The sequence below is a fragment of the Arthrobacter mobilis genome (assembly GCF_012395835.1).
Taxonomy (GTDB): domain Bacteria; phylum Actinomycetota; class Actinomycetes; order Actinomycetales; family Micrococcaceae; genus Crystallibacter; species Crystallibacter mobilis.
In genome coordinates, this window is record NZ_JAAZSQ010000007.1 from 1 (window position 1) to 23,777 (window position 23,777).

Annotated in this window: 25 protein-coding genes, 1 tRNA gene and 2 pseudogenes; 18 read left to right on the plus strand and 10 right to left on the minus strand. The window is 68.5% G+C overall.

Features of this window, described 5'->3' with window-relative positions; all coding sequences use genetic code 11:
* Positions 1 to 84 precede the first annotated feature (84 nt).
* Positions 85 to 597 (minus strand): MarR family winged helix-turn-helix transcriptional regulator, encoded by a 513-nt coding sequence (locus HGG74_RS08965; RefSeq protein ID WP_168486016.1) that lies wholly within the window; start codon positions 595 to 597, stop codon positions 85 to 87.
* A gap of 141 nt (positions 598 to 738) precedes the next feature.
* On the opposite strand from HGG74_RS08965, the gene HGG74_RS08970 reads away from it, so the two are divergent.
* From HGG74_RS08970 to HGG74_RS08990, 5 genes are all read left to right on the plus strand, one after another.
* A complete protein-coding gene (locus HGG74_RS08970) occupies positions 739 to 1,683 on the plus strand; it encodes an SDR family oxidoreductase (protein ID WP_168486017.1) in 945 nt (314 codons plus the stop codon).
* Positions 1,684 to 1,742: 59 nt separating this feature from the next.
* The gene (locus HGG74_RS08975; RefSeq protein ID WP_168486174.1) at positions 1,743 to 2,597 is read left to right on the plus strand and encodes an amidohydrolase family protein; all 855 of its coding nucleotides are present in this window, start codon (positions 1,743 to 1,745) and stop codon (positions 2,595 to 2,597) included.
* A complete protein-coding gene (locus tag HGG74_RS08980) occupies positions 2,594 to 3,763 on the plus strand; it encodes an acyl-CoA dehydrogenase family protein (protein WP_168486018.1) in 1,170 nt (389 codons plus the stop codon). The genes HGG74_RS08975 and HGG74_RS08980 overlap by 4 nt, the downstream gene beginning before the upstream one ends.
* Positions 3,764 to 3,798: 35 nt before the next feature.
* Complete coding sequence (locus HGG74_RS08985; protein WP_168486019.1) at positions 3,799 to 4,263, plus strand: MaoC family dehydratase; 465 nt, start codon at positions 3,799 to 3,801, stop codon at positions 4,261 to 4,263.
* A gap of 63 nt (positions 4,264 to 4,326) precedes the next feature.
* Positions 4,327 to 5,319 (plus strand): ABC transporter substrate-binding protein, encoded by a 993-nt coding sequence (locus tag HGG74_RS08990; protein WP_168486020.1) that lies wholly within the window; start codon positions 4,327 to 4,329, stop codon positions 5,317 to 5,319.
* 88 nt (positions 5,320 to 5,407) lie between these two features.
* Here the strand turns inward: HGG74_RS08990 and HGG74_RS08995 are convergent, their stop codons facing one another.
* The 4 genes from HGG74_RS08995 to HGG74_RS09010 form a co-directional block, all read right to left on the minus strand.
* Positions 5,408 to 6,349, minus strand: coding sequence for an endonuclease domain-containing protein (locus HGG74_RS08995; protein ID WP_168486021.1), 942 nt, complete (start codon positions 6,347 to 6,349; stop codon positions 5,408 to 5,410).
* A gap of 147 nt (positions 6,350 to 6,496) precedes the next feature.
* The gene (locus tag HGG74_RS09000; protein WP_312856795.1) at positions 6,497 to 7,342 is read right to left on the minus strand and encodes an aldo/keto reductase; all 846 of its coding nucleotides are present in this window, start codon (positions 7,340 to 7,342) and stop codon (positions 6,497 to 6,499) included.
* 217 nt (positions 7,343 to 7,559) lie between these two features.
* Entirely contained in the window at positions 7,560 to 8,120 is a 561-nt protein-coding gene (locus HGG74_RS09005; RefSeq protein ID WP_168486023.1) for an NAD(P)H-dependent oxidoreductase, read from the minus strand.
* 99 nt (positions 8,121 to 8,219) lie between these two features.
* Complete coding sequence (locus tag HGG74_RS09010) at positions 8,220 to 8,606, minus strand: helix-turn-helix domain-containing protein (protein ID WP_168486024.1); 387 nt, start codon at positions 8,604 to 8,606, stop codon at positions 8,220 to 8,222.
* A 66-nt stretch (positions 8,607 to 8,672) separates the two neighbouring features.
* Here HGG74_RS09010 and hrpB point away from each other — a divergent pair, with 66 nt between their 5' ends.
* Both hrpB and HGG74_RS09020 read left to right on the plus strand, forming a co-directional pair.
* Entirely contained in the window at positions 8,673 to 11,324 is a 2,652-nt protein-coding gene (hrpB, locus tag HGG74_RS09015; protein ID WP_168486025.1) for an ATP-dependent helicase HrpB, read from the plus strand.
* A 52-nt stretch (positions 11,325 to 11,376) separates the two neighbouring features.
* Positions 11,377 to 12,222 (plus strand): HpcH/HpaI aldolase/citrate lyase family protein, encoded by an 846-nt coding sequence (locus tag HGG74_RS09020; protein WP_168486026.1) that lies wholly within the window; start codon positions 11,377 to 11,379, stop codon positions 12,220 to 12,222.
* Here the strand turns inward: HGG74_RS09020 and HGG74_RS09025 are convergent.
* Positions 12,219 to 13,115 (minus strand): SDR family oxidoreductase, encoded by an 897-nt coding sequence (locus HGG74_RS09025; protein ID WP_168486027.1) that lies wholly within the window; start codon positions 13,113 to 13,115, stop codon positions 12,219 to 12,221. The two genes, HGG74_RS09020 and HGG74_RS09025, sit on opposite strands and share 4 nt — an antisense overlap.
* 109 nt (positions 13,116 to 13,224) lie before the next feature.
* Here HGG74_RS09025 and HGG74_RS09030 point away from each other — a divergent pair, with 109 nt between their 5' ends.
* From HGG74_RS09030 to HGG74_RS09050, 5 genes are all read left to right on the plus strand, one after another.
* Complete coding sequence (locus tag HGG74_RS09030) at positions 13,225 to 14,064, plus strand: SGNH/GDSL hydrolase family protein (RefSeq protein ID WP_312856805.1); 840 nt, start codon at positions 13,225 to 13,227, stop codon at positions 14,062 to 14,064.
* Positions 14,065 to 14,235: 171 nt separating this feature from the next.
* Positions 14,236 to 15,516, plus strand: coding sequence for an MFS transporter (locus tag HGG74_RS09035; RefSeq protein ID WP_168486029.1), 1,281 nt, complete (start codon positions 14,236 to 14,238; stop codon positions 15,514 to 15,516).
* A gap of 113 nt (positions 15,517 to 15,629) precedes the next feature.
* Entirely contained in the window at positions 15,630 to 16,130 is a 501-nt protein-coding gene (locus HGG74_RS09040; protein ID WP_168486030.1) for a YbhB/YbcL family Raf kinase inhibitor-like protein, read from the plus strand.
* Between the two features lie 141 nt (positions 16,131 to 16,271).
* Positions 16,272 to 16,853, plus strand: coding sequence for a DedA family protein (locus tag HGG74_RS09045; protein WP_168486031.1), 582 nt, complete (start codon positions 16,272 to 16,274; stop codon positions 16,851 to 16,853).
* A 9-nt stretch (positions 16,854 to 16,862) separates the two neighbouring features.
* Complete coding sequence (locus HGG74_RS09050) at positions 16,863 to 17,360, plus strand: DUF456 domain-containing protein (protein ID WP_168486032.1); 498 nt, start codon at positions 16,863 to 16,865, stop codon at positions 17,358 to 17,360.
* 15 nt (positions 17,361 to 17,375) lie between these two features.
* Here the strand turns inward: HGG74_RS09050 and HGG74_RS09055 are convergent, their stop codons facing one another.
* The gene (locus HGG74_RS09055) at positions 17,376 to 17,894 is read right to left on the minus strand and encodes an Lrp/AsnC family transcriptional regulator (RefSeq protein WP_205761643.1); all 519 of its coding nucleotides are present in this window, start codon (positions 17,892 to 17,894) and stop codon (positions 17,376 to 17,378) included.
* Positions 17,895 to 18,098: 204 nt separating this feature from the next.
* The gene (locus tag HGG74_RS09060) at positions 18,099 to 18,584 is read right to left on the minus strand and encodes a hypothetical protein (RefSeq protein ID WP_168486034.1); all 486 of its coding nucleotides are present in this window, start codon (positions 18,582 to 18,584) and stop codon (positions 18,099 to 18,101) included.
* Positions 18,585 to 18,768: 184 nt separating this feature from the next.
* Here HGG74_RS09060 and HGG74_RS09065 point away from each other — a divergent pair.
* Positions 18,769 to 18,841: transfer RNA gene (locus HGG74_RS09065), tRNA-Ala, on the plus strand.
* Between the two features lie 246 nt (positions 18,842 to 19,087).
* Here the strand turns inward: HGG74_RS09065 and HGG74_RS09070 are convergent.
* Positions 19,088 to 19,588 (minus strand): annotated as a pseudogene (locus tag HGG74_RS09070) (glycogen debranching N-terminal domain-containing protein); the annotation flags it as partial.
* 151 nt (positions 19,589 to 19,739) lie between these two features.
* On the opposite strand from HGG74_RS09070, the gene istA reads away from it, so the two are divergent.
* The 4 genes and pseudogenes from istA to HGG74_RS21545 form a co-directional block, all read left to right on the plus strand.
* Positions 19,740 to 20,975, plus strand: a complete 1,236-nt coding sequence (gene istA / locus HGG74_RS09075; protein ID WP_168486035.1) for an IS21 family transposase — start codon at positions 19,740 to 19,742, stop codon at positions 20,973 to 20,975.
* Positions 20,972 to 21,730, plus strand: coding sequence for an IS21-like element helper ATPase IstB (gene istB, locus HGG74_RS09080; protein ID WP_168486036.1), 759 nt, complete (start codon positions 20,972 to 20,974; stop codon positions 21,728 to 21,730). Before istA ends, istB begins: the two co-directional genes overlap by 4 nt.
* Before the next feature lie 74 nt (positions 21,731 to 21,804).
* Positions 21,805 to 22,140: a hypothetical protein gene (locus HGG74_RS09085; protein ID WP_168486037.1), complete on the plus strand. Its 336-nt coding sequence runs from the start codon at positions 21,805 to 21,807 to the stop codon at positions 22,138 to 22,140.
* Between the two features lie 236 nt (positions 22,141 to 22,376).
* Positions 22,377 to 22,556, plus strand: a pseudogene (locus HGG74_RS21545) (helix-turn-helix domain-containing protein); the annotation flags it as partial.
* Positions 22,557 to 22,635: 79 nt separating this feature from the next.
* Here HGG74_RS21545 and HGG74_RS09090 read toward each other — a convergent pair.
* Positions 22,636 to 22,965, minus strand: coding sequence for a DUF6457 domain-containing protein (locus HGG74_RS09090; protein WP_168486038.1), 330 nt, complete (start codon positions 22,963 to 22,965; stop codon positions 22,636 to 22,638).
* Positions 22,966 to 23,419: 454 nt separating this feature from the next.
* On the opposite strand from HGG74_RS09090, the gene HGG74_RS09095 reads away from it, so the two are divergent.
* A complete protein-coding gene (locus HGG74_RS09095) occupies positions 23,420 to 23,743 on the plus strand; it encodes a hypothetical protein (protein ID WP_168486039.1) in 324 nt (107 codons plus the stop codon).
* The last annotated feature ends 34 nt before the right edge of the window (positions 23,744 to 23,777 follow it).

The following is a 23,777-nucleotide window of genomic DNA, read 5'->3' on the forward strand; positions in this document are numbered from 1 at the left end:
GACGGCAACAAAACTGTCACACGTCAGGCTGACACAGAGGGTCAAACCGGCAGCAGATTCCCGTTTCGGAGTGGGTGCGGGGGATCAGTCCCCGTTGTCGAAGGCGACGCGCCGCAGCAGGCCCCTGAGCGTCTCCCGTTCGGCCTCGTCCAAGGCGCGCAGGGACCGCGCCTCCGATTCGCGCACGACGGCGGATGCCTCCTGGTAGAGCCGGCGGCCGGCGGCGGTGGCGGTAATGACCTTGGAGCGGCGGTCACGGGGGTCCGCTTCCCGGGTGACGGCGCCGCGCTTTTCCAGCTGGTCCACCAGCGAGACGATCTGGCTCGGGTCCAGGCTCAGGAAGTCCGCAAGTTCGCGCTGCGACGGATTCTCGCCGCTGCAGGCCAGCGACAGCACCGAGTAGGACCGCACCTTCAGGTCCAGGTCCGCCAGCATGCGGTTGGCGCGCCCGGAACCTAAGGAGCGCGCCCGGGCGGTCAGGAACTCGATCTCGGCGGCGAGTTCGGTTGCCTCCAGCCGCTCGATGCCGGCGGATATCCCGGCCGGGGCCGCTGCGCGCTGCTGCGTGGCGGATACCGCCGTGGGCTGTGCGGACATGGTTCCTCGCAATATCGTGGGTCGAAGGAATTAATAATTGACTTTCTCAATGATATAGGTTGTCATTGATTTTAGTTCAGCATATCCCCAATGTCCCGGTCATGGAACCGGCAATAGCGAACAGAAGCAGAGGAGCACCAGATGTCCCCGACTCAGCACCTGGCAGGGAAAGTTGCGATTGTGACCGGCAGCGGCCGGGGGCTGGGGCTGGCCTATGCCCGTGAGCTGGCAAGGCAGGGTGCGGCCGTGGTGGTCAACGACGTCGACGCGGCCGTGGCCGATGAGGCGGCCGCCTCGATCACCGACGCCGGCGGCAAGGCCGTGGCGGTGGCGGCCGCGGTCGGCTCGACCGAGACTGCCAAGGCCCTGGTGGCCGCGGCCGTGGAGAACTTTGGCCGGCTGGACATCCTGGTCACCAATGCGGGCGTGCTGCGGGATAAGTCCCTGCTGAAGATGACCGACGAGGACTTCGACGTGGTGATCAACGTGCACCTGCGCGGGACCTTCACCTGCGTGCGGGAGGCATACGCGTACTTCAAGGAAAACAACGTTCCCGGCCGGATCATCACCATTGGTTCCCCGACGGGCCAGCGCGGCAACTTCGGCCAGACCAACTACGCCGCGGCCAAGGCCGGCATTGTGGGCATGGTGCGCACCTGGGCGCTGGAGATGAGGAAGGCCGGGGTGACCGCCAACGCGGTGATCCCGGTGGCCGCCACAGCCATGACCAAGACCGTCCCTTTCTTCCAGAAGGCCGTCCAGGCCGAGGAGAAGGGCGAGCCGATGCCGGAGTTCTTCCGCAAGGAGCTCGGCTTCGGCACCGCCGGCGACGTCGCGCCGCTGGTCGCGTTCCTGGCGTCCGACGCCGCGGCGAAGGTGACCGGCCAGGCGATCGGCGTGGGCGGGGACCGGCTGCAGCTGTGGAGCCACCCGGAGGCCGTGGCCACCGAATACCACGACGGCGGCTGGGACTTCGAGACCCTCGTGGAGCAGTTCGATTCCCTCTTCGGGGCCAAGCTGCAGTCCGTGGGCGAACGGTTCCCGGAGCTGCCGGCCGAGCTGCAGCCCGAGCCGGCGGCGAAGTAGCCGTGGCTGCCGTACGCTACGAGCCGGCGCTGGACGTCGCGTCGCTGGCTGCCATCGACATGCATGTGCATGTCGAGGTCGACGGCCACGGCCACTGCTCGCTGCCGCAGCCGCTGATGGACGCCTCGAGCAAGTACTTCAAGGCCGCCGAGCGCACGCCCTCGCTGGACAGCATCGCCGAAACCTACCGGGCGCTGAACATGGCGGCCGTGGTGTTCACGGTGGATGCGCGGACCCGGCTCAAGCACGAACCGAACAGCATCGAGGAGATCGCCGAGGGCGCCGCCCGCAACAACGACGTGCTGATCCCCTTCGGCTCCGTGGATCCGCTTACCGGTCCGGAGGCGATTGACCGGGCCAAGCGCCTGGCCGGGGACTTCGGGGTGCGCGGGTTCAAGTTCCACCCGTCCCTGCAGGGCTTCAGCCCGGCGGATGAACAGTTCTACCCGCTGTGGGAGGCGCTGCAGGAACTCGGCCTGCCGGCCATCTTCCACACCGGCCAGAACGGCATGGGGGCGGGCCTGCCCGGCGGCTACGGGATCAAGCTGGGCTATTCCAACCCGCTGCTGCTGGACGAGGTCGCCGCGGACTTCCCTCACCTGACCCTGATCATGGCCCACCCCTCGGTGCCGTGGCAGGAGGAGGCCAACTCGATCGCCACGCACAAGGCGAACGTCTTCATCGACCTCTCCGGCTGGTCGCCCAAGTACTTCCCGGAGTCCCTGGTCAGGCTCTCCAGCACGGTGCTGGCCGACAAGGTGCTCTTCGGCACCGACTTCCCGCTGATCACCCCGGCCAAGTGGCTGGGCGCCTTCGCCGAGCTGCCCATCAAGGACGAGGTCCGCCCGAAGATCCTCAAGGACAACGCCGTGCGCCTGCTCGGCCTGGCGCAGGAGCAGGAAGGGTCCGCATGAGCGGGTTCTACCCCTCGGACCAGTACGGCTTCTCCACCCTGCTCACCGAGGCCGAACTGGCCGTGCTGGGCCGGCTGCGCAAGGTCCTGGACAAGCAGGTCCAGCCGCTGCTGGCCGACTACTGGGAGCGCGGTGAATTCCCGGAGGAAATCGTTTCCCCGCTCATCGGCCTGGACCTGATGGACCCGGAGGAACTGGCCGGCGCCGCCCCGTCCGGCCTCTACGGCGGGTTCCGCAATTTCGAGCTCGCCCGCACGGACGCCTCCGTGGCCACCTGGTACAACGCCCAGTCCGGGCTCTTCCGCACGGCCGTGAACCTCGGCGGCAGCGCTGAGCAGGCTGCGGAGCTGGACCCGAAGATCCGCAGTTTCGAATACAAGGGTGTGTTCGCCCTGACCGAGCCCGGCCACGGCTCGGACATTGCCGGCGGCTTGGAAACTTCCGCCCGGCGCGAGGGTGCCGGCTGGGTGATCAACGGCGCCAAGCGCTGGATCGGAGGGGCGGCGGCGGCGGACGCGCTGGCGGTCTTCGCCCGGGACCAGGCCGACGGCCAGGTCAAGGCGTTCCTGGTGCCCGTCGATGCCCCCGGTGTGGCCCTGGCCAAGATCCACCGCAAGACCAGCCTGCGCATCATGCAGAACGCCGACATCACGCTCACGGACGTGGCAGTGCCCGAGTCGGCCCGGCTGCAGAACGTCAACTCGTTCAAGGACGTCGCCTCCCTGCTGCGGAACATGCGCTCGGACGTGGCCTGGATTGCCACCGGGGTGCAGGCCGGGGCCTACGAGGCTGCGCTGCGCTACGTCACCGAACGCCGGCAGTTCGGCAGGCCACTGGCAAGCTTCCAGCTGATCCAGGAAAAGCTCGCCGTCATGCTGGCCAACCTCACCGCCTCGCTGGGAATGGTGGTCCGCCTGACCCAGCAGCAGGAGGAGGGCATCTACAAGGACGAGAACTCGGCCCTGGCCAAGATGTTCACCAGCGCCCGGATGCGCGAGACCGTGGCCCTGGCCCGCGAAGTGGCCGGCGGCAACGGGATCACCCTGGACACCGACGTCGCCCGCTTCCACGCCGACGCCGAAGCTGTCTACTCCTACGAGGGCACCCACGAGATCAACGCCCTCATCGTCGGCCGCGCCATCACCGGCACCGGCGCCTTCCGCTAGAACCACAACCCCGCCACCTTCCCAAGGAGCAGAACATGAGCACGACCAGCAAGACTACTGTCACCTTCGAAGAACTCTCCGGCCTGGCCGGTAAGGACCTGGGCTACACCGACTATCTCGAGATCACCCAGGAACAGGTCAACACCTTCGCCGACGCGACCGATGACCACCAGTGGATCCACACCGACCCCGAGAAGGCCAAGGAGGGCCCCTTCGGCGCCCCGATCGCCCACGGCTTCCTGACCCTGTCGCTGATCATCCCGCTGTGGACCCAGCTCTTCGACGTCGAAGGCGTCAAGACCAAGGTCAACTACGGCCTGGACCGCGTCCGCTTCACCAACCCGGTCAAGGTCGGCTCCAAGATCCGCCTGCACGCGGTCATCGCCGAGGTCACCGAGGTTAAGGGCGGCGTGCAGATCAAGACCAGCAACACCATCGAGATCGAAGGCGAGGAACGCCCCGCCGTCGTCGCCGAATTCCTGGCCCGCTTCTACGCCTAGGTACCGCCGCTGCGGCAGCAGCACCGCGCCTGTCCACACCAGCCCTCGAGGAAGAGGATCTCCATGAAAAAGCACATCGCCAAGGTGCTCGCCGGCGGCGCGATTGCCGCCCTGGCCCTGGCCGGCTGCGGCTCCGGCTCGCCGTCGGGTTCCACCGAGACCGCCGCCGGCGGTGCCGGCGGCACGTCAGGCCTGACGAACGTCACCGTGGGCATCCTGCCCATCGCCCCCTCGGCCGCCATGCAGTACGGCATTGACGAAGGCATCTTCGAAAAGCACGGCCTGGACGTGGAACTGCAGACCGGCCAGGGCGGCGCGGCGATGCTCCCGGCCGTGTCCACCGGGACCATGAACTTCGCCGTCGGCAATCCGCTCTCGGTGATGGTGGCCGCGACCAAGGGCCTGGATATGCGCATCGTCACCGGCTACAGCAACTCCAAGGCCGAGGGCGAGGACATTAACGGCGTCGTGGCCAAGGCGGACTCCGGCATCAGCGACTTCGCGGACCTGGCCGGCAAGACCACGGCGGTCAACACGCTCAAGACCCAGGGCGACCTGACCATTATGGAGAGCGCCGCGATCGACGGCGGGGATCCGTCCAAGCTCAAGTTCAGCGAGATGCCGTTCCCGGACATGGAGGCCCAGCTGGAGCGCGGCAACGTTGACGCCATCTGGCTGCCCGAGCCCTTCCTGAGCCGGGCGCTGGCCAACAAGGAGAACAAGCTGGTCGGCTACCCCAACCAGAAGGCACTGCCCGGCCTGCCGACCATGGTGACCTTCACCAGCGGCAGCTACGCCGAGCAGAACCCGGAGGTCGTGGCGGACTTCAAGGCCGCCGTCGCGGAGACCCTGGCCCAGGCCGAGGAAAACCCGGACGAGGTCCGCGCCATCCTGCCCAAGTTCATGGGCATGGACGAGGCAGTGGCCAAGGGGCTGAAGATGGAAACCTTCGACGCCCAGGTGCCCACCCAGGTGCTCAGCGACATGAGCGAGCTGATGCTCAAGTACGAGTACGTGTCCAAGCAGCCCGACGTCGAGGCCATGACGGTCAAGTAGCCGTCCCCCTCCCCGTTCACGGCGCGGAAGGTGCCCTTCTCAACCATGGGAAGGGCACCTTCCGCTACGTCAATGGAGGAGATTGAACTTATGACGACGACGGGCGCCAGCCGCGTGCGTACAGCGCCTGCCGGATCCGACGCACCGCCGGGCGCGCGTCGTCGAGCATGTCCTCCCGGCTGATCCGGATTTCCAGCCATCCGGCACGCGCAGCCGCCTCGCCGCGCCGTATATCGCGGGCCAGCTGTTCAGCTGAGCGGTGGTGGTCGCCCTCGTATTCGATGGCGATGCGGTAGGCGCTGTATTGGAGATCGGGCGAATGCAGCCGTCTGCCGGACAGGTCCAGCAGGGGTGTGTTGAGCTCCGGCTCGGGCAGCCCGGCGTAGGCCAGCGCAAGCCGCAGCCGTGTTTCCTGGGCAGAATCCGCGCCCATGCGTACCAGTTCCAGTGCTTCCCTTGCCTTGGCCACGCCGCGTTTGCGCTTGTGGCTCTGAATGAGGCGCTCGAGATCGGCCTTGGTGGCGTAGGGGTCTGCCCGGTCTTCGAAGACAGGCCGTGGGAGGCGGACCAAGTGGTCGCCGGTCACCACGAGATCGTCGACCGACAGGCGCGACGCCAGATCGAGCCACGTCTTGGGCCTCGTGGTTAACCGCACGCCGTTTTCCACGGTCGTTTCCTCCGCGTGCAGCAGAGCATGGTGTCCGACGACGTCATTGCGTCGCGGCGCCGAAACGCTGTCCGGCCGGGTGACGTGGATTGCCGGGTCCTCAGCCATCCAGGCGGGTAGCGGGAAACCCCAGATCCTCGCAGCCGTCGCATGCGAGATCGCGGAGCCCGACGTGATCCAGGATAGGGCGCGCACCTGGACCGCAAGGTCCAGCTCGGGACCGGCGGGCGCACGCAGACTCCGGCTGGGCCGGCGGACTGAGCTGCCCAGCAACTGATTGCGCGTCAGTCCCGCGTCGAGCCCCTCCCCGACGGAAAACGAGGTGCCGGACAAGTGGTCCGGGAGTTTCTTCGGATAGCGCATGAGCCATTGTGCGCATGCCTGGACCGGGGCAGTCCGGTTATCCACACCCCTCCCCGCCCCTCCCGGTTGACGGGGCGGATGATGCCCTTTTCAGCCGTGAAAAGGGCATCATCCGCGCCGTCAACCCAAGGTGGCGATGGGCTCGGGTCAGTGCCCGAAGACGTCGGCGTCCAGCAGTCCCTCTTCCCCGGTATTCAGCGCGCTGAGCGAATCCAGCTCGTCCCCGCTGAGCACAAAGTCGAAGATGTGCAGGTTCTCGGCCAGACGTTCCGGGTGCGAGGACTTGGGGATGGCCACGTTCCCCACGAGGGTGTGCCAGCGCAGCACGATCTGCGCCGGGGTCCTGCCGTACTTCTCCGCCAGCGTCGTGACAGCCGGCAGCTGCAGCAGGTCGCCGCCGCGGCCCAGCGGGCTCCACGCCTCGGTGACGATGCCGTGCTGGCGGTGCATGGCCACCACATCCGGCCGGGTATGCCGCGGGTCCAGCTGGATCTGGTTGACCTCCGGCACCAGGCCGGAATCGAACAGATGCTGCAGGTGCGTGGTTTTGAAATTGGACGTGCCGATGGCCCGGACCCGGCCGTCGGCCAGCAACTTGGCCATCCCGGCGAAGGCGTCCACGTAGCGGTCCTGCGCCGGATTCGGCCAGTGGATCAGCAGCAGGTCGACATAGTCCAGCCCCAGCCGCCGCGCGCTGGCCTCGAAAGCCAGCTCCACGCCGTCGTAGCTGTGCCATTCCTTGTTGAATTTCGTGGTCACGAAAATTTCTTCGCGCGGGACCCTGCTGCGCTTGATCGCCACCCCGACACCGTTTTCATTGCGGTAGCTTTCGGCGGTGTCGATCAGCCGGTAGCCCATGTCCAGCGCCGCCTCCACCACCTCGGCGGCCTCGGCGTTTTCCATCGGCCACGTGCCCAGTCCCAGCAGCGGCATCTTGGCGCCGTTGCGCAGGGTTACCACGGGAGCCAGCTCAGGAGCCGCATCAGGATTCACGGCGCAAACCTCCGGTTGGTCGTAGGCAGCGGCGGTGCCACCGCGACCCAGCATAGCCGTCCGGCGTCCCGCCGCAAGACCGCCGTCCATAAGCCGCCAGAAACGAGTGGACAGCACGCGCCCGGATCAAAGGTGATGAGGGCGTGTGCTGTCCACTCGCGGGAAAGCCGGGCCGCTCCTGCGGCCTGCGGCAGCTGGGGCCGGGGGGCCCGCCGCGTCAGACGGCGACCGGCTCCACGGCGCCGGCCAGTGCGGAGAGCACGCCGGCCAGCTCGGCGGCGGTCTCGGCATGGTCCTTCGGGTGGGTTTCGGCGAAGAGCTCGAAGCGCCCGCCGACGGCGACCGAGGCATCCTCGAGCACCTTCGCGCCGGCCACGCCGAGGGCCTTGCGGGCATCACCGTTGGCCCACTGGGCACCGTAGGGGGAGGGGGAGGCGCTGACCACGGCGGCCGGCAGGTCCTTGATGGCCCCAGCGCCGTAGGGGCGGGAAAGCCAGTCGATGGCGTTGTTCAGCACGGCCGGGGTGGTGCCGTTGTATTCGGGGGTGACCAGCAGGACGGCGTCGGCGGCCTTGGCGGCCTCGCGCAGCGCCTCGGCGGCAGCCGGCACGGAACCCTCCACGTCCAGATCCTCGTTGTAGAACGGAACCTCGGCCAGGCCTTCGTAGATGGTGACCTCGGTGCCTTCCGGAGCGGCGGCGGCAGCGGCGTCGGCCAGCTGGCGGTTGACGGAAGCGTTGCGGAGGCTGCCGACGAGGGCGAGAACCTGGATGCTCATGTTTCTCCTAGGGTGGTGCAGTGTGTACGTGCGCAAACTGTAACGACTCGATGACATGTCATCATTCCCGCGGAGGCACCTGAACGGCTGTGGGCTTGGTCACCCACCCGGTTCGGGCGGCGCGGCAGCGCGCTGTTCCAGCCAGGCCTGGACGTCGGCGAGCCGGATGCGCCGGTGCGTGCCGCGGTACTGGACCGGGATCGTGCCGTTGTCCGTGAGCCTGCGCATATAGGTCAGGGATACCCCCGCCACCTCCGCTGCCTGCGAGGTGTTCAGCAGCTTTTCCGCGGAGGTGACCACCACGGCCTCGCCCCGGGCGAAGCGTTCCAGCAGGTCGATGACGGCGCCGGTGGCCTGGGCGGGCAGCTTCACCGTGGTGCCGTTGACGAAGACGGTCACATCAGTGCTGTCCTCGAGGGCACGCCGCAGCCGGGCGGCCTCCTCCTCGGACAGGGCATCGGTGGTGCGGGGTTTGAACTGGGCCATGCGCCCCAGCTTAAATGACGGTCGTGTCCGGGCCGTCCGTCCCGCCCTGCAGAAGCGCGGGGCACAATGGAACGCGTGACCAGTTACCCCGCGTTCCCCGCCGGCCCGTTCGACCTGGCCGCCATCGGGGCCGGGCTGGTCTTCACCGGCTCGCTGCCGGACCTGGCCGCGGTACTGGCCGGCGGCCTGCCGGCCGCCAGCGCCGTCGTCCAGGCGCCTCCGGGCACCGGCAAGACCACGCTGGTCCCGCCCCTGGTTGCCAACCTCGTCTCCGGCACCGCAGGGAGCGCCGGCGCCCGCCCGCCGCGCGTCGTGGTCACCCAGCCCCGCCGCATTGCCGCCCGCGCCGCCGCGCGCCGCCTCGCCGGGCTCGACGCCGGCGGCGTGGGCGGGCGCGTCGGCTATACCGTCCGCGGGGAACGCCGCACGGGCCCGGGCACCCTGGTCGAGTTCGTCACCCCCGGCATCCTGCTGCGCCGCCTGCTCGCCGACCCGGGGCTGGACGGGACCGCCGCCGTCATCCTCGACGAGGTCCACGAGCGCGCCCTGGAGACCGACCTGCTGCTCGGTATGCTCGGCGAGGTCCGCCAGCTGCGCGGGGACCTGGCGGTGGTGGCCATGTCCGCCACCTTGGACGCGCCGCGGTTCGCCTCGCTCCTCGGGGCGTACGACGGCGGCGGGCCGGCTCCCGTCGTCGACTGCCCGTCCGCACTGTATCCGCTGCAGGTCGAATGGGCGCCGGCGCCGGTGCCGCGGCTGGACGGCCGCGGCGTCTCCCGGGGGTTCCTGGACCACGTGGCGGACACGGCCGCCGCCGCGCACGCGGCGGCGCTGGCCCGCGACCCTGCAGCCGATGCGCTGGTGTTCGCTCCCGGCGCCCGGGAGGTTTCGCACATCGCGGCCCGGCTCCGCGGCAGCACCTCGGGGACGGACATCCTGGAACTGCACGGCCAGGCCGATCCTGCCACCCAGGACCGCGCCGTCTCCGGCCGGGCTCCCGGGGAAGCCCCGCGCATCATCGTCTCCACGTCGCTGGCCGAATCCTCGCTCACCGTCCCCGGCGTGCGGCTGGTGGTCGACTCCGGGCTGGCCCGCGAACCGCGCCGGGACGCGGCCCGCGGCATGTCCGGGCTGGTGACCGTCTCCTGCTCCCGCGCCTCCGCGGAACAGCGCGCCGGACGGGCCGCCCGGCAGGGGCCGGGCACCGTCATCCGCTGCTATGACCAGAAGACGTTCGCCGCCGCCCCGGCCCACCCCACCCCGGAGATTGCGGTGGCCGACCTGGCCGGTGCCGCCCTCGTCCTCAGCTGCTGGGGCGCCCCCGGCGGTGAGGGGCTGCTGCTGCCGGACGGCCCGCCCCCGGCCGCGCTGCGCGACGCCGTCCACGTTCTGCATGACCTCGGGGCGGTCGACGCCGGGGGCCGGGCCACCGGGCTGGGCCATCTGCTGGCCCGCATCCCGGCGGATCCGCGCCTGGCCCGTGCCCTGCTGGACGGCGCCGGCACGGTGGGGAGGCGGAAGGCGGCCGAGGCCGTCGCCTTGGTCTCCGGCGACTTGCGCGCCCCCGGCGCGGACCTCACCAGGCTGCTGTCCGCGCTGCACTCCGGCCGGGACGCCTCGGCCCGGCGCTGGGCGGACGAGGCCCGGCGCCTGGAGGACTTCGTGCGGCAGGATGTGTCCGCCGAGGCCGCTGCTCCCGAGGATTTCCCTCCGGTGGCGGACCATGAGTCGGTGGGATTCGTCATCGCGCTGGCCTTCCCGGACCGGGTGGCGCGCCGGATGCCGGGCGCGTCGGGGGAGACCTACCTGCTGGCTTCGGGCACGCGGGCCGGGCTGCCGGCCGGCAGCCCGCTGGCCGGACACGAGTGGCTGGCCGTGGCCGAGGTGTCCCGGGTCCAGGGCCGCGAGGCCGCCGGGACCGGTGCCGTGATCCGCGCGGCCGCCCCGCTTCAGGAGGAAACCGCCCTGTCCGCGGCCCGGCACCTGCTCTCCGATGAGATTGAGGCGAAGTTCGACGGCGGCCGGGTCGCCGCCCGGCGCGAACGCCGGCTCGGGGCCATCACGCTCTCGTCCACTCCCGTCCGCCCGTCCGCCGGCGAGGGGCGGGAGGCGGTGGCCCGCGCCCTGGAAGCCGGCGGGCTCGGAACCATCGGCTGGTCGCCCGGGGCGGACGCCCTGCGGCGCCGGCTGGCGCTGCTGCACCGCGAACTGGGCGAACCGTGGCCGGACATGTCCGAGCCGGCCCTGCTGGCCCGGCTGGACGGGTGGCTGGCCCCGGAACTGGAGGCGCTGGCCGGCGGGGCGGCAGCAGCCGGGATCGACTTGGCCGACCCGCTCCGGCGCCTGCTGCCCTGGCCGGAAGCAGCACGGCTGGACGAACTGGCACCGGAGCGGCTCGAGGTTCCGAGCGGCTCGCAGGTGCGCATCGCCTACCCCGCCCCGGAGGACGACGGCGGCCGGCCGGTCGTGGCCGTCAAGCTGCAGGAGTGCTTCGGCTGGGACCGGACGCCGCGGCTGGTGGACGGGCGGGTGCCGGTGCTGTTCCACCTGTTGTCTCCGGCTGGCCGGCCGCTGGCCGTCACGGAAGACCTGGCGTCCTTCTGGTCCGGGCCCTACGCCCAGGTTCGTGCCGAGATGCGGGGCCGCTACCCGAAGCACCCGTGGCCGGAGGATCCGTGGACGGCGCCGGCCACGGCCAGGACCAAGCGCCGGTTGTGACGCTTCCGGTTCCTACTTGGAACCTGCAATCAGGGAAACATAGGGTAGAGATATGCCCGCCTTTAGAAACGTCCGCGCTGCAGCCCTGCCCGCCAAGCTTTCCCGATCCTGGCTTCTGGCCTCGGCCGCCGATGAAGCCAATTTCGCCCCGGCCCTTGCCTCCGAGGCGGATTCAGTGGTGTTCGACATGGAGGACGCGGTTCCGGCCCCCGGCAAGGCCGAGGCGCGCGAACGCGTGGTGGAGGCACTGTCCACCGGCATGACCGCCTGGGTGCGGGTTAACGGCATGGAAACCGAATACTGGGCCGAGGACCTGGCGGCGCTGTCCAGGGCCCCCGGCCTGCGCGGCGTCATGCTCGCCATGACCGAGCGGCCCGAGCAGGTTACGCACACGGCGATGCGCCTGCAGGCCGGCACCCCGGTGCTGGCCCTGATCGAGTCCGCCGTCGGCATCGAGAACGCGACGGCGATCGCCAAGGCTCCGGGCACCTTCCGGCTGGCGTTCGGTGTGGGCGACTTCCGGCGTGATACCGGTGCCAGCGATGACCCCATGGCCTTGGCATATGCCCGCTCCAAGCTCGTGGTGGCCTCCCGCGTGGGCCAGCTGCCCGGGCCGATCGACGGCCCCACCGTTGGTGCACTCGGCGATGAACTGCTGGCGGCCTGCAAGGTGACCGCTTCCATGGGCATGACCGGCAAGCTCTGCCTGATGGTCGAGGCTGCGGACACCATCAACAAGGGGCTGTCCCCGAGCGAGTCCGAAATCAGGTGGGCGCACGAGCTGCTGAACGCCCACGCTGCCGGGGCCGTGGTCGGCGACGGATCCTACCTGCCGCGCCTGGCCCGTGCCGAGAAGATTTCCGCGCTCGCGGATTCCTACGGTCTCTGGAACGCTTAGCGGCCTCGCCGTTGGTCGAGTAGCTCGCGCAGGCTTAGCGGCCGGTGCCCGGTGAGCAGTTCGACGTCGTTGGTCACCTTGTCGAGCTCGCCGCAGGCAATGGCGGTGTAGGTGCTCACCCAGGCCTCCACCTGCCAGTCCGGCGCCTGGTAGCGGGCCCGCGAGGCGTAGGCCTCCTCGACGGTCTCGTTCAGGAACGACACCGGCCTGCCGGTGGCCTCGGTGATGATCGCCGCCGCCTCGGCCATGGTCAGTGACTCGGGCCCGGTCAGTTCGTAGGTAAAGCCGGCGTGCGCGAACGGCTCAGCCAGGATCTTCGCCGCCACCCGGGCCACGTCCTCCCGGGCCACGAAGCCGGCCCTGCCGTTCCCGGCCGGGCCGCGGATGATCCGCTCCGGGCCGGCGAAGTCGGTGAGCACGTCCTGGTAGAGGTTGTTCCGCAGCAGCGTGTACTTCAGCCCCGAGGCCTGCAGCTTCTCCTCGGTGGCAAAGTGGTCCCGCGCCAGCGTGAAGACCGCGTCCGGGCCCGCCCCGCAGAAGGACGTGTAGACAATGTGCTCCACGCCGGCGTCGGCAGCGGCATCAATGAACTCGAAGTGCTGCTCCAGCCGGTCCGGGGCCTCGTCGGCGGAGACCATGAACAGGGTGCGGATGCCTTGCAGCGCCGCGCCGGCGGTCTGCCGGTCGCCGTACCCGGCCTGCGCCGCCGTCGTGCCCGGCAGCTGCGGGGCACGGGCGGGATCGCGCACGATCAGCCGCACCGGAACCCCTGCCTCGGACAGCAGCCTGGCCACGGCACCCCCGAGCCGGCCGGTGGCTCCGGTGACGGCGGTTTCGGTATTCGCTGCAGCATTCTCGGAGGCATCCGGGACGCTCTGCGGATCGGTACCCATGGGCTCCAGCATAGGCCGTACCGGGCGCAGTCCGGGCAGTGTTCATGAAGAGTTTTCCTGTCTGTATCCAGCGGATACCACGCGGGCTTACCATGTCGCTGTGGGCGGTATTTATGTTGCCTTGGGGGACAGTTTTACCGAGGGTGTAGGGGACAGGAACCCACGCCTGCCCAACGGCGTGCGCGGCTGGGCGGACCGGGTGGCCAAGCAGCTGGCCAAGCAGGATCCGGGGTGGCGCTATGCCAACCTGGCCGTGCGCAGCAAGCGGCTGGACCAGATTGTCGAGGACCAGCTGGAGCCGGCCGTGGCCATGGGGCCGACGCTGATTTCCTTCTACGCCGGCGGCAACGACATCCTGGAGATCCGCCAGGACATGTCGTCCCTGATGAAGCGCTACGAGGCGGCGGTGCAGCGCCTGGCCGCCACCGGCGCGCGGCTGGTGCTGTTCACCGGCTTCGACGTCATGCTGCCGCCGGTGCTCGAGCACATGAAGCGGCGGAACTGGCTGTACAACGAGGCCGTCCGGGACATCGCCCGGCGCTACAACGCGCTGCTGGTGGACCACTGGGCCTTCGAGGTCTACCAGGACCCGCGGCTGTGGGACTCGGACCGGCTGCACATGTCCCCGGCAGGGCACCGGCTGATGGCCGGCAAGGTGCTGGATGTGCTGGGCGTGCGGCACACGCTCAAGCCGGTGGTACTGGGTCCGTTCCAGCGCGGCAGCTGGCTGGAACGGACCCAGCGCGACTGGCAGTGGCTCGACGAATGGGTCTTCCCGCTGTTCGGCCGCAAGCTGCGCCGGGTCACCCTCGGCGATGCGCTCTCCCCACGCTGGCCCGAGCCGGTCGAGGTCTCGCGCGGCCTGCGGAAACTGGCCCGGGAACGCCTGCAGCAGGCGCCGGCCGGCGGATCAGCCGTGCACGGCGCCGGTGCCTCCCCGGCTCATTGAGGCTTCCGTTCCGTAGTGTCCGGCTTTCAACGGGTACGACGGCGTGTCCGCGCCGTTGCGGGCCGTCCGGCTGCCAGACCGGGACACTACGGTACCGGCGAGGCCCGTCGCCCCCGGACCGGTCTGCGGCGATACGCTGAGTGAAACTGTTCACATAAAGCGAGGACGCAGATGACCTTCCAGGAAGCCGGCGGGCAGGGCAGCGGGACCTCCCCGGCGCTGCCGCCACCGGCCCTGCGGGAGCCCGTCGAGCGGGTGCGCGCCGGCTGGATCAGCGCGGTGATCCTGGCCAACCTGGGCATCAACGCGGCCTTTTTCGGGCCCCTGCAGGTGCTGCTGGCCCAGCAGTCCCAGTATTTCGACCCCGTCAACAAGGAAGCAGTGCTGGCCCTGGCCACGGGCTGCGGCGCGGCAGTCTCCCTGGTGGCCAACCCGGTGGCCGGGGCGCTGAGCGACAGGACCATCTCGCGCTTCGGCCGCCGCGTGCCCTGGGTCCTCGCCGGCACCGTCCTGGCTTTCACCGCGCTGTTGCTGCTGGCCGGGGCGCCGGGCATCGCCGTCATGGTGCTGGGCTGGTGCCTTGTGCAGGCCGGCTGCAACGGCGCCTACGCGGCGGTCACTGCGTCGATCCCGGACCGGGTCCCCACGTTCCAGCGGGGCCAGGTGGGCGGGCTGGCCGCCTTGGGGCAGACCGTCGGCATCGTGTTCGGGGCGCTGCTGGCTACGCTTGCCGGGGGGTTCGTGCTCGGCTACCTCTACTGCGCCGTGTTCCTGCTGGCCTGCGCGCTGCCGTTCCTGTTCCATGGGCGCAGCGCACCGCTGGACCGCGCGGACAGGCCGCCGTTCCGGTGGGCGGCATTTCTGAAGGGCTTCTACATCTCGCCGCGCAGGTACCCGGACTTCGGCTGGGCCTGGCTGACCCGCTTCCTGGTCAACCTCGGCAACAACCTGTTCACGCTCTACCTCTTCTACTTCCTGCAGGACGCCGTGGACCATCCCGATCCCGCCGCGGGCGTGCTCGTTCTTACCGGCATCTATGCGGTCGCGGTGATGGTCACTGCCGTCCTCGGCGGCCCCTGGAGCGACAAGGTGGGCCGGCGCAAGCCCTTCGTCATCGCCTCCTCGGCCACGATTGCCACGGCGTCGGTGGTCGTCGCCTTCGCACAGACCTGGACGGCGGCCCTGGTCGCGGCGGCGGTGCTCGGGATCGGGTTCGGCATGTTCCTCGCGGTGGACTTCGCCCTGCTGACCCAGGTCCTGCCCAGCGCTGCCGACCGCGGCAAGGACCTGGGCGTGTTCAACATCGCCAATTCCTCCCCGCAGGTGATTGCCCCGCTGCTTGCGGCCCCGATCGTGCTCTACCTCGGCGGGTACAGCACGCTTTTCCTGGTCTCCGCGGTGATCGGGCTGCTCGGGGCGGTCTTCGTCGTGAAGATCCGGGGCGTGCGCTAGCCAACGACGGCGGACGGCACCTCGCGCACCCGCCGTCGTCCGCCTCTCCCCGCTGGAGCCCGGGCGCGGTAGCCTGAGTAGACCCGCGCACCCGATGCGAAGGAGGATCCATCATGGCCCCTGCAACCGAGGACCCGTCGGCTGGCAAGGCCGAAAGCATGACGCTGACCAGCCGGGCGATTCCGGACGGCTCCGTCATCCAGCCCGACTACGCAGCCAAGGGCGCGGGCGGGCAGAACCACGTGCCGGACCTGCACTGGGAGGGAGCTCCCGAGGGCACCAGGAGCTTCGCGGTCACCTGCGTCGACCCGGACGCCCCGCGCGGCGACTTCTGGCACTGGATCGAATTCGACATCCCCGCCGGCACCACGGACTTCGGCTCAGACGCGCAGGTCGGCGGCACCGTGACGGTGGCCAACGACTACGGCCATCCCGGCTACGGCGGCCCGAACCCGCCCGCCGGTGAGACGCACCGCTACATTTTCACCGTCCATGCCCTGGACGTGGAGAAACTGGGGGTGCCCGCCCGCGCGGACCACGCGACCGCGCGCTCGGCGATCAACCAGCACACCCTCGCCCAAGGATCATTCACCGCCACCTTCTCGGCCCGCTGATCTCCGCCTCCTGGCTTCGCCAGCGGCCCGGCGGAACATCCATGCGCACGTCCCCGTTGTCTAAAGGGGGAGTTTCCGCCTGCAGACTTTTTCTACAGGTCGTAGAATGGATGTGTCCGGCCCATCTGGAGGAGGAAGCACATGGAGATATTCCTGGGCCTTCCGCTGGGCTGGGCAGTTCTGGCGCTCTTCGGTGTGGTGATGCTGCGCGCCAACGCCACCTACTGGCTGGGCCGCGGCCTCGCCGCCGGCGCCCGGCGCAGCCGCCTGGAAAAGCGCCTCGACAACAACGTCATGCACCGCGCCGGGCACCTCATCAATAAGTTCGGGCCGTTCGCGGTCACCCTCTGCTTCCTCACCGTCGGTCTGCAGACGGCCGTCATCGTCAGCTCCGGTCTGGCCCGCATGCCGCAGCGCCGCTTTCTCCCGGCCGTCGTACTGGGCGGGCTGATCTGGGCCGTCGTCTACGCGACCATCGGCCTGGCCGCGCTGGCCGCCTGGTTCACGCTGATGCTGGAGTCTCCCGTCACCGCGGCGGCGCTGGCCGTCGCCGTGGTGGTGGCAATTGTCTGGGTGATCTGGCGCAGCCGCCGCCGGCAGGTTCCGGACACTGCTCCTGCCGACGACGGCAGTGCGGGCGGCGCGGGCGATGACGCCGGCGGTGGCCGCCTGGCCGCCGACCCGGCTGCGCCACCGCGTAGCGGCCCCCGCACCCGGCCGTAGGCTGGGAGCATGGAAGCTCAGATCGCCGCCACCATCGTTTGCGGCCTGCTCATCGCCATCGGTACCCTCGGCGTCGTCGTGCCCGTCCTGCCCGGGCTGGTGACCGTCGCCGCCGGGCTGCTGGTCTGGGCCCTCGTGCTGCAGAACACCGTGGGCTGGGTCGTGTTCGCCGTGGGGCTGGTGTTCGTGGCCGCCGGCATGCTCGCCGGGGCGGTGCTGACCGGCAGGCGCCTCAAGGAGCGCCGCATCCCCAACTACTCCATCCTGGTCGGCGTGGCCGCGGGAATCGTCGGCATGTTCCTGCTCCCGGTGGTAGGGCTGTTCGTCGGCTTCGCCGCCGGGCTGCTGCTCAGCGAGTTCGTCCGTCGCCGGGACTTCCGCGCCGCCGCCAGCGCCAGTGCGGTGGCCTTGAAGGCGATGGGGCTGGGCATCCTCGCGGAACTGGGCTGTGCCTTCGTCGTCGGCTCCGTCTGGACAGTCGGCGTCATCCTGCACTTTTTCCTGTAACACGATTCCGCGGGCTCAGTCACCGCGCAACAGTTCCGTGGTGCGGTACGGGATCACCTCGCGCAGGAACATCTGGGTCGAGGTGCGCATGATGCCCGGGCAGAGCCGGATCTCCTCGCTGACCCGGTACAGGTCGTCCGGGCTGACGGCCACCACGCGCAGCAGCAGGTCCGTATCCCCGGCCGGCGCATGGCACTCCAGCACCTCCGGAATGCGGCGCAGCGCCTCGACCGCCTCGTTAAGCTTGCTCTGGTCCAGTTCGGCACTGACCATGGCCGTCACGCCGCGGCCCAGCGACGCGGGCAGGATGCGGGCCGAATTCGGCCGCAGGGTGCCGGACGCAGCCATCCGCTCGAGCCGCGAATGCACGGTGCCGCGGGCCAGGCCCAGCTTCTGGGCCAGCAGCATCACCGGGATGCGCGGATCCTCGTCCAAGGCGAGCAGGATCCGCCGGTCGGTCGCGTCCAGTTCCTGCAAATTGACCACTTCCTGCCATGTTTCCGTCCGCGTGCTGGTCAGATTGACCAGTACCATTATCGGCCCTTGCACGGATTGCCGGAAAACTGCTGTGATGTCAACCAATGCGGACCCCGGCCACAAGCCTCGGGGTCCGCGGCGCGCAGGCCTGCGGCATACCCCGTCGCGGAACTGTCCGGGGCCTTGGCACAGGTCCGGCCATGTTGTTCACAGCCACAGACCCCTGGCGCCTCCGGCAACGGAGGACCGGGGGTCTTGGTGTTAAGCCTGCGGGGAGGGTTTGTCGAAGAACCGCCGGTAGCCCAGCACCAGCGCCACGGCCAGGCCCACCGCCACGGCGATGAAGGTCATCATGGTGTCCTGCGAGGCGAACCCCCGGCCGATGCTGTACAGCAGGGTGAACAGCCCGCCCAGCAGGATGCCGTTGGCCAGCACCCGGTTCCGTTTCTCCAGCAGCAGGCTCGCGCCCAGCAGGATCACCGAGGCCGCCAGCGAGACGGTGCTGACGTTCCTGTTGTAAATGCTGTTCTGCTCCTCCCAGGCCCGGGCAGCACGTTCGTGTTCCTGCTGCTGCCTCTGCTGTTCTGCCAGTTCCTCGTCCGTAGGGTTCGCCTTCTCGATCAGCGTGACCGGATATTGAGGCGGCTCGGGCGGGGCATAGAAGGAACGGATACCCAGGCCCACGAACAGGGCGATCATGCTGCCGAGGAAGAGGACGTAAACGATCTTCAGAACCTGGTTCTCCATGGCGGCTCCAGCCTTAGGTAAGCGGACGGCGGGATGGTTCCGGCCGTGCCTAAATCCTAGGCCTGGCCCGCGTCGATGCCGCCGCGGCCGCGGACCGGTGGCGGATTCGTTACGGCCGGAATGGCAAAATCACAGTTCGGGACATATGATCGAACGCAGTGAACCGGCAAAGCCGCCGGAACACGGGGCTATAGCTCAGTTGGTAGAGCGTTTCGTTCGCAATGAAAAGGTCAGGGGTTCGATTCCCCTTAGCTCCACTTCGAAAGCTCTCCGACCGGCGCAAATGCTGGATCGGGGAGCTTTTTCCTTGCCCGGCACGGGCCTGACGGCACGTTTTCGACACGTTTTGGGAAAGCGGAGCCACCTGGAAGTCTTCCGTGTGCCGGCCATCAGCTTCGCGACCACGCTGCGGACGGCCTCCGGGATCTGCCTGAAAGGCGCCTGGACGGGATGGTTCCTCGCCGGACCGGGTCCAATGCTCTTGGGATGTGGAACGCGCCTCGCTAGGCCTGACTTTGCCGACCGGCCTGCTCCAGCAGTTCTGTCAGCCATGGCCGGTGTCCACGGTGGAATGCGATTCCTTGGGGCAGCCCTTGCACGGAAGGTTCGGAACCGCTGATGTCGATGGCGATCCGGTCTCCGCCTACGGGTGCGTTGGTGATATGGAGGTCGCTGTAGGATTCCGGGAGCACCGGGTCCATCCAGAAGCCACCCCGGGACACATGGACGTCATATCGCATGAGGCTGGTAATCAACAAAATTGGCGTAGTCGCTGCCCATGCCTGCGGAGAACACGCTGTTGGGTAGGGCAGGGGCTCGATGATCTGGTCGCGGCTGAACCCGCAGAATAGCTCCGGGAGCCGGCCGTCGGTGCAATCGGCCGCCTCCAGCAGGTCAGTGGCGATCCGCTGTGCCTCTTCAATGAAACCGTAGCGCAATAGGCCCGCCGCGATGATTGCATTGTCATGTGGCCAGACCGACCCGTTGTGGTAGCTGGCGGGATTTCGGTTCACCCCACCGGGCATCCCTGACCGTGAGCTTCACCTACCTAATCCTGATCGGATTTCTGGTGGTTGTCGGCCTCACTGTTGACGCCGACCGAATATAGGGCCAAAAACGCCAACTGAAAATGAGGTCACCTGACCATCATGGAAGGTGATCACATTGGACGTTTGGGCGCAGATCCGCCACCGGTACGCAACGGAGAAGATCTCCAAGAGGGAGCTGGCCAGACAGCTCGGGGTTTCGCGGGGAACAGTGGACCGGGCGTTGGAATCAGACCGGCCGCCAAAGTATGAGCGGACTCCGGCCGGTTCGAGCTTCGACGCCTGCGCCGGCCGGGTCCGCACCCTGCTGGCGCGGACCCCGACGATGCCGGCGACCGTGCTGGCCGAACGCGTCGGATGGACGGGATCTGCGTCCCTGTTCCGCGACAAGGTCCGCCGGATCCGGCCCGAGTACCTGCCGGCGGATCCGGTGGACCGCCTGGTGCACGAACCGGGGAATGCGGTGCAGTGCGACCTGTGGTTCCCGCATGAACCGTTGCCACTCGGTCATGGCCAGCAGGGCAAACCGCCGGTGCTGGTCATGACCAGCACGTTCTCCGGCTTCATCCAGGCCCGGATGATCCCCACCCGCACCACTGCTGACCTGCTGGGCGGGATGTGGTCGCTGATCCAGGACGCGGCCGCGGTCCCGGCACGGCTGGTCTGGGACAACGAGAGCGGCATCGGGCAGGGCCGGCTGACGGACCCGGCCGCGTCGTTCGCCGGAGTGCTGGGCTGCACCATCCGCCAGCTGCCGCCGAACGACCCGGAGTCCAAGGGCATGGTGGAGCGGATGAACCGGTTCTTCCGCCAGGGCTTCATGCCCGGACGGACCTTCGCCTCCCCGGGCGACTTCAACGAGCAGCTGGCCGACTGGCTTCCACGGGCCAACGCCCGCTACTCGCGTTCCCGCCACGGCCGGCCCGCCGAACTCGTGCTGCGCGACCGGGAAGCGATGCGCCCGCTGGCGCCGCTGGCCCCGGAGACGAGGTTCCGCAAGAGCATCCGGCTTCCGCGGGACTACTACGTGCGCGTGTTCTCCAACGACTACTCCGTCGACCCGGCGGCAATCGGCCGCATCGTCGAGGTCATGGCGGACCTCGAGCAGGTCACCGTCATCGCCGGCGGGACGGTCCTGGCCAGGCACGAACGCCGCTGGGCCCGCCACCAAATCCTCACCGACCCGGCCCATGTCGACAAGGCCGCGGCCCTGCGCCGCGCCCACCGCACCGTCAGGACCGCGCGCCATGCAGAGGTCCAGGAACGCGACCTGGGCATCTACGACGACCTGTTCGGCCTCGCCGTCCCGGACGACGCGCGCGAGCTGACGGAGGTGGGCCGGTGAGCGAGGCAGCGAAGAGCATCGAGTACTACGCCCGGGCACTGCGCGCCCCGCGCATCACCGACGGCTACCGGGACCTTGGCGACCGCGCCCGGGAAGCGGGCTGGTCCCATGAGGAATACCTCGCCGCCGTGCTCGGCCGCGAGGTCGCCGAACGCGAGGCCTCCGGTGCCGCCCTGCGGATCCGCGCCGCACGCTTCCCCGGCGCCAAAACCCTCGAGGAGTTCAACTTCGACCACCAGCCGGCCGCGGACCGCAACCTCGTGGCCCACCTCGGCACCGGCGTCTTCCTCGAGGAAGCCAGGAACGTCGTCCTGCTCGGCCCGCCCGGCACCGGAAAAACCCACCTGGCCGTCGGCATCGGGATCAAGGCCGCACGCGCCGGGCACCGGGTCCTGTTCGACACTGCCACCGGCTGGGTCACCCGTCTCGCTGAGGCCCACGAACGCGGCCGGCTGCCCCAGGAACTGGCAAAGCTGCGCCGCTACAAGCTGTTGATAGTCGACGAGGTTGGATACATCCCGTTCGACCAGGACTCGGCGAACCTGTTCTTCCAACTGGTCTCGTCCAGGTACGAGCACGCCTCGCTGGTCCTGACATCGAACCTGGCATTCAGCCGGTGGGGCGAGGTCTTCGGCGACGCCACCGTGGCCTCCGCCATGATCGACCGCATCGTGCACCACGCCGAGGTCCTCAACCTCACAGGCAGCAGTTACCGGCTCCGCAACAGAACCACCACCAGACCTCAGGCACAATAGAACCACAACCCGGTGGCCCCGTTTTCAATTGGCAGAAATGGCCCTATTTTCGGTCGGCGTTAACACTCACGGCCATGGAAATCTATTCCTGGTTCGCCGGGGCAGCAGCCTTCACCATCATGGTGGCAATGACCTTGACCAGCCTCCCTGCAGTCATCTACTTCAAGAAGAATCCTGCCCGGACCATGTCGCAGTGGAAAACCTTTAGCGCTCCACTGCTCGCCTTCCTGGCGCTCTCCGTGATGGTTGTACTGGGAATCATCAACTTCCCCTCCCTCATCGGCGTATCGCAGCTACTGGCGAACATCATGCTCCTGTCATCATTGTTCATCTTTGTGGCAGGCGTCATCACAGCCGGAATGCTGCGCCGGAAGAACCCGGACGTGTACCAGCGTATTGGAAGGCAGTAGCTCGCCTGCGCAGCAAGTGTCGATGTTCAGCGGTGGAGGGTCTGCGCTCGGTTTTCCGGGCTCAGGCCCTCCACCTGTGTCGCTGGTGGAATGCCGGGGAGGCTGCCACTAGATCGGACAATGCCTGATGGCCAATTTAGGTGAAGCAACCAGATTTAATCGTTCATGGTAGATGGCTGGCACACTGGCCGAACAGCCTTGAATTAGCGCAGGTCTGCAGGATGTCGGACTTGGGCATGATCAGACGCATCGGGACCTGGCTGCGAAACCGGCGGGCGGCACAACTGCAGGGGCAGGCCGGGACGGTGTCATCCGGGCGGTATCTGTCCCTGCGGGCACGGTTGCAGATCGCCGACCTGCAGTGGCTGGGCTGTTCCCTCCGCCGCATCGGGCGCGAGCTCAGGCGGGCCCCGTCAACCGTCAAAAGAGACGCTGACGTCCAAGGCTGTAATCGTCCGGTTCGAGTCCGCGGTGGCGCCGGCGGCAGCCGGGGTGCTACTGCGCGGTGTTCGCCCAGCCCTTACCGGCTGGGCCGCCACTGGTTCCGTCCTCGCACAGCTGGAAGGCGACGTTGGCGGCCTTTGAAATCGCGGCAGTGGCCGACGACTCGGAATCTCCGCTTCCTGTGCCAGCTTTCAGGCCAGCCGCATATCCGACCATGAACGTGGTGACCGGTGCCGCCGCATGGATCACCGAGCCCGCAGATTTCCTGGCCAGATCGAGGAGCAGTTCCTGGTCCACTTCCAGATCCACGATCTGTAGTGCCTGCGCCAGCTGCTGCATCCACTGGGCCAGAATCCGTGCTTCGTTCTCGTCGACAGCCATCTTTTCTCCTCGGTAGGACTACCTTGGGCGAGGTGGACCAGCTGCACACGACAATACAAGGCATTGCTGAGTTAGTCACCGGCCGGTTTTTATCGGCGCCATCCGGCCCTTTTCTGGAGTTAGTGGCCCCAACGCCTGGAATCCGCGTGCCTTCATCAGACATTCTTGCGGGCGGGGTATAGGCCAATCTGAGACCCTCGGAACCGCAGCATCTTCATCACCAGTTTTCTACCGGGGGAGTGGTGCGTTGGAGGGCGGGATTATTGAACCAGCTCCCGGGAGATCGCTGGAACAGGTGATCTCCCGGTCAACGAAGCTAAAGACAATCCGGACCTGATCCCTACGGGGGTACTTTCGGCTAGCGGCCGCACAGTTGAGCAGGGACGGGTTGGCGTGCAGTTCGCGGCGGAACAGCCACTGCCGCATCACCTACTCCTGAGGGAACATTTATGGCGTGACCGAAAAATTCGACGTGCCCGGAAACCGAGATGAGGTCCCGCGGGTGAACGGCTTCGGCCTCGCCTCGTTCGTGCTCGGCACCGTCGCCATCTCCATCGCCTTCATCCCGGTCCTGGGGCTGCCGGCGCTCTTGCTCGGACCTCTGGCCATGGTCTTCGGCGGCATCGGCCGAGCGCGCACCCCGGAGGACACCATCACCGGCACCGCCGGGCTGATCCTGGGTATCACCGCCACCCTGATTGCCCTGGTTGTCACCGCCTTGATTGCGGTCAGCCTGGTCCAGTTCCGGGGCAGTATCCAGAACCTCCCGTTCGGCTAGGTATCAATAGCCTGCCCGGCCGGTTCTCCGGGCC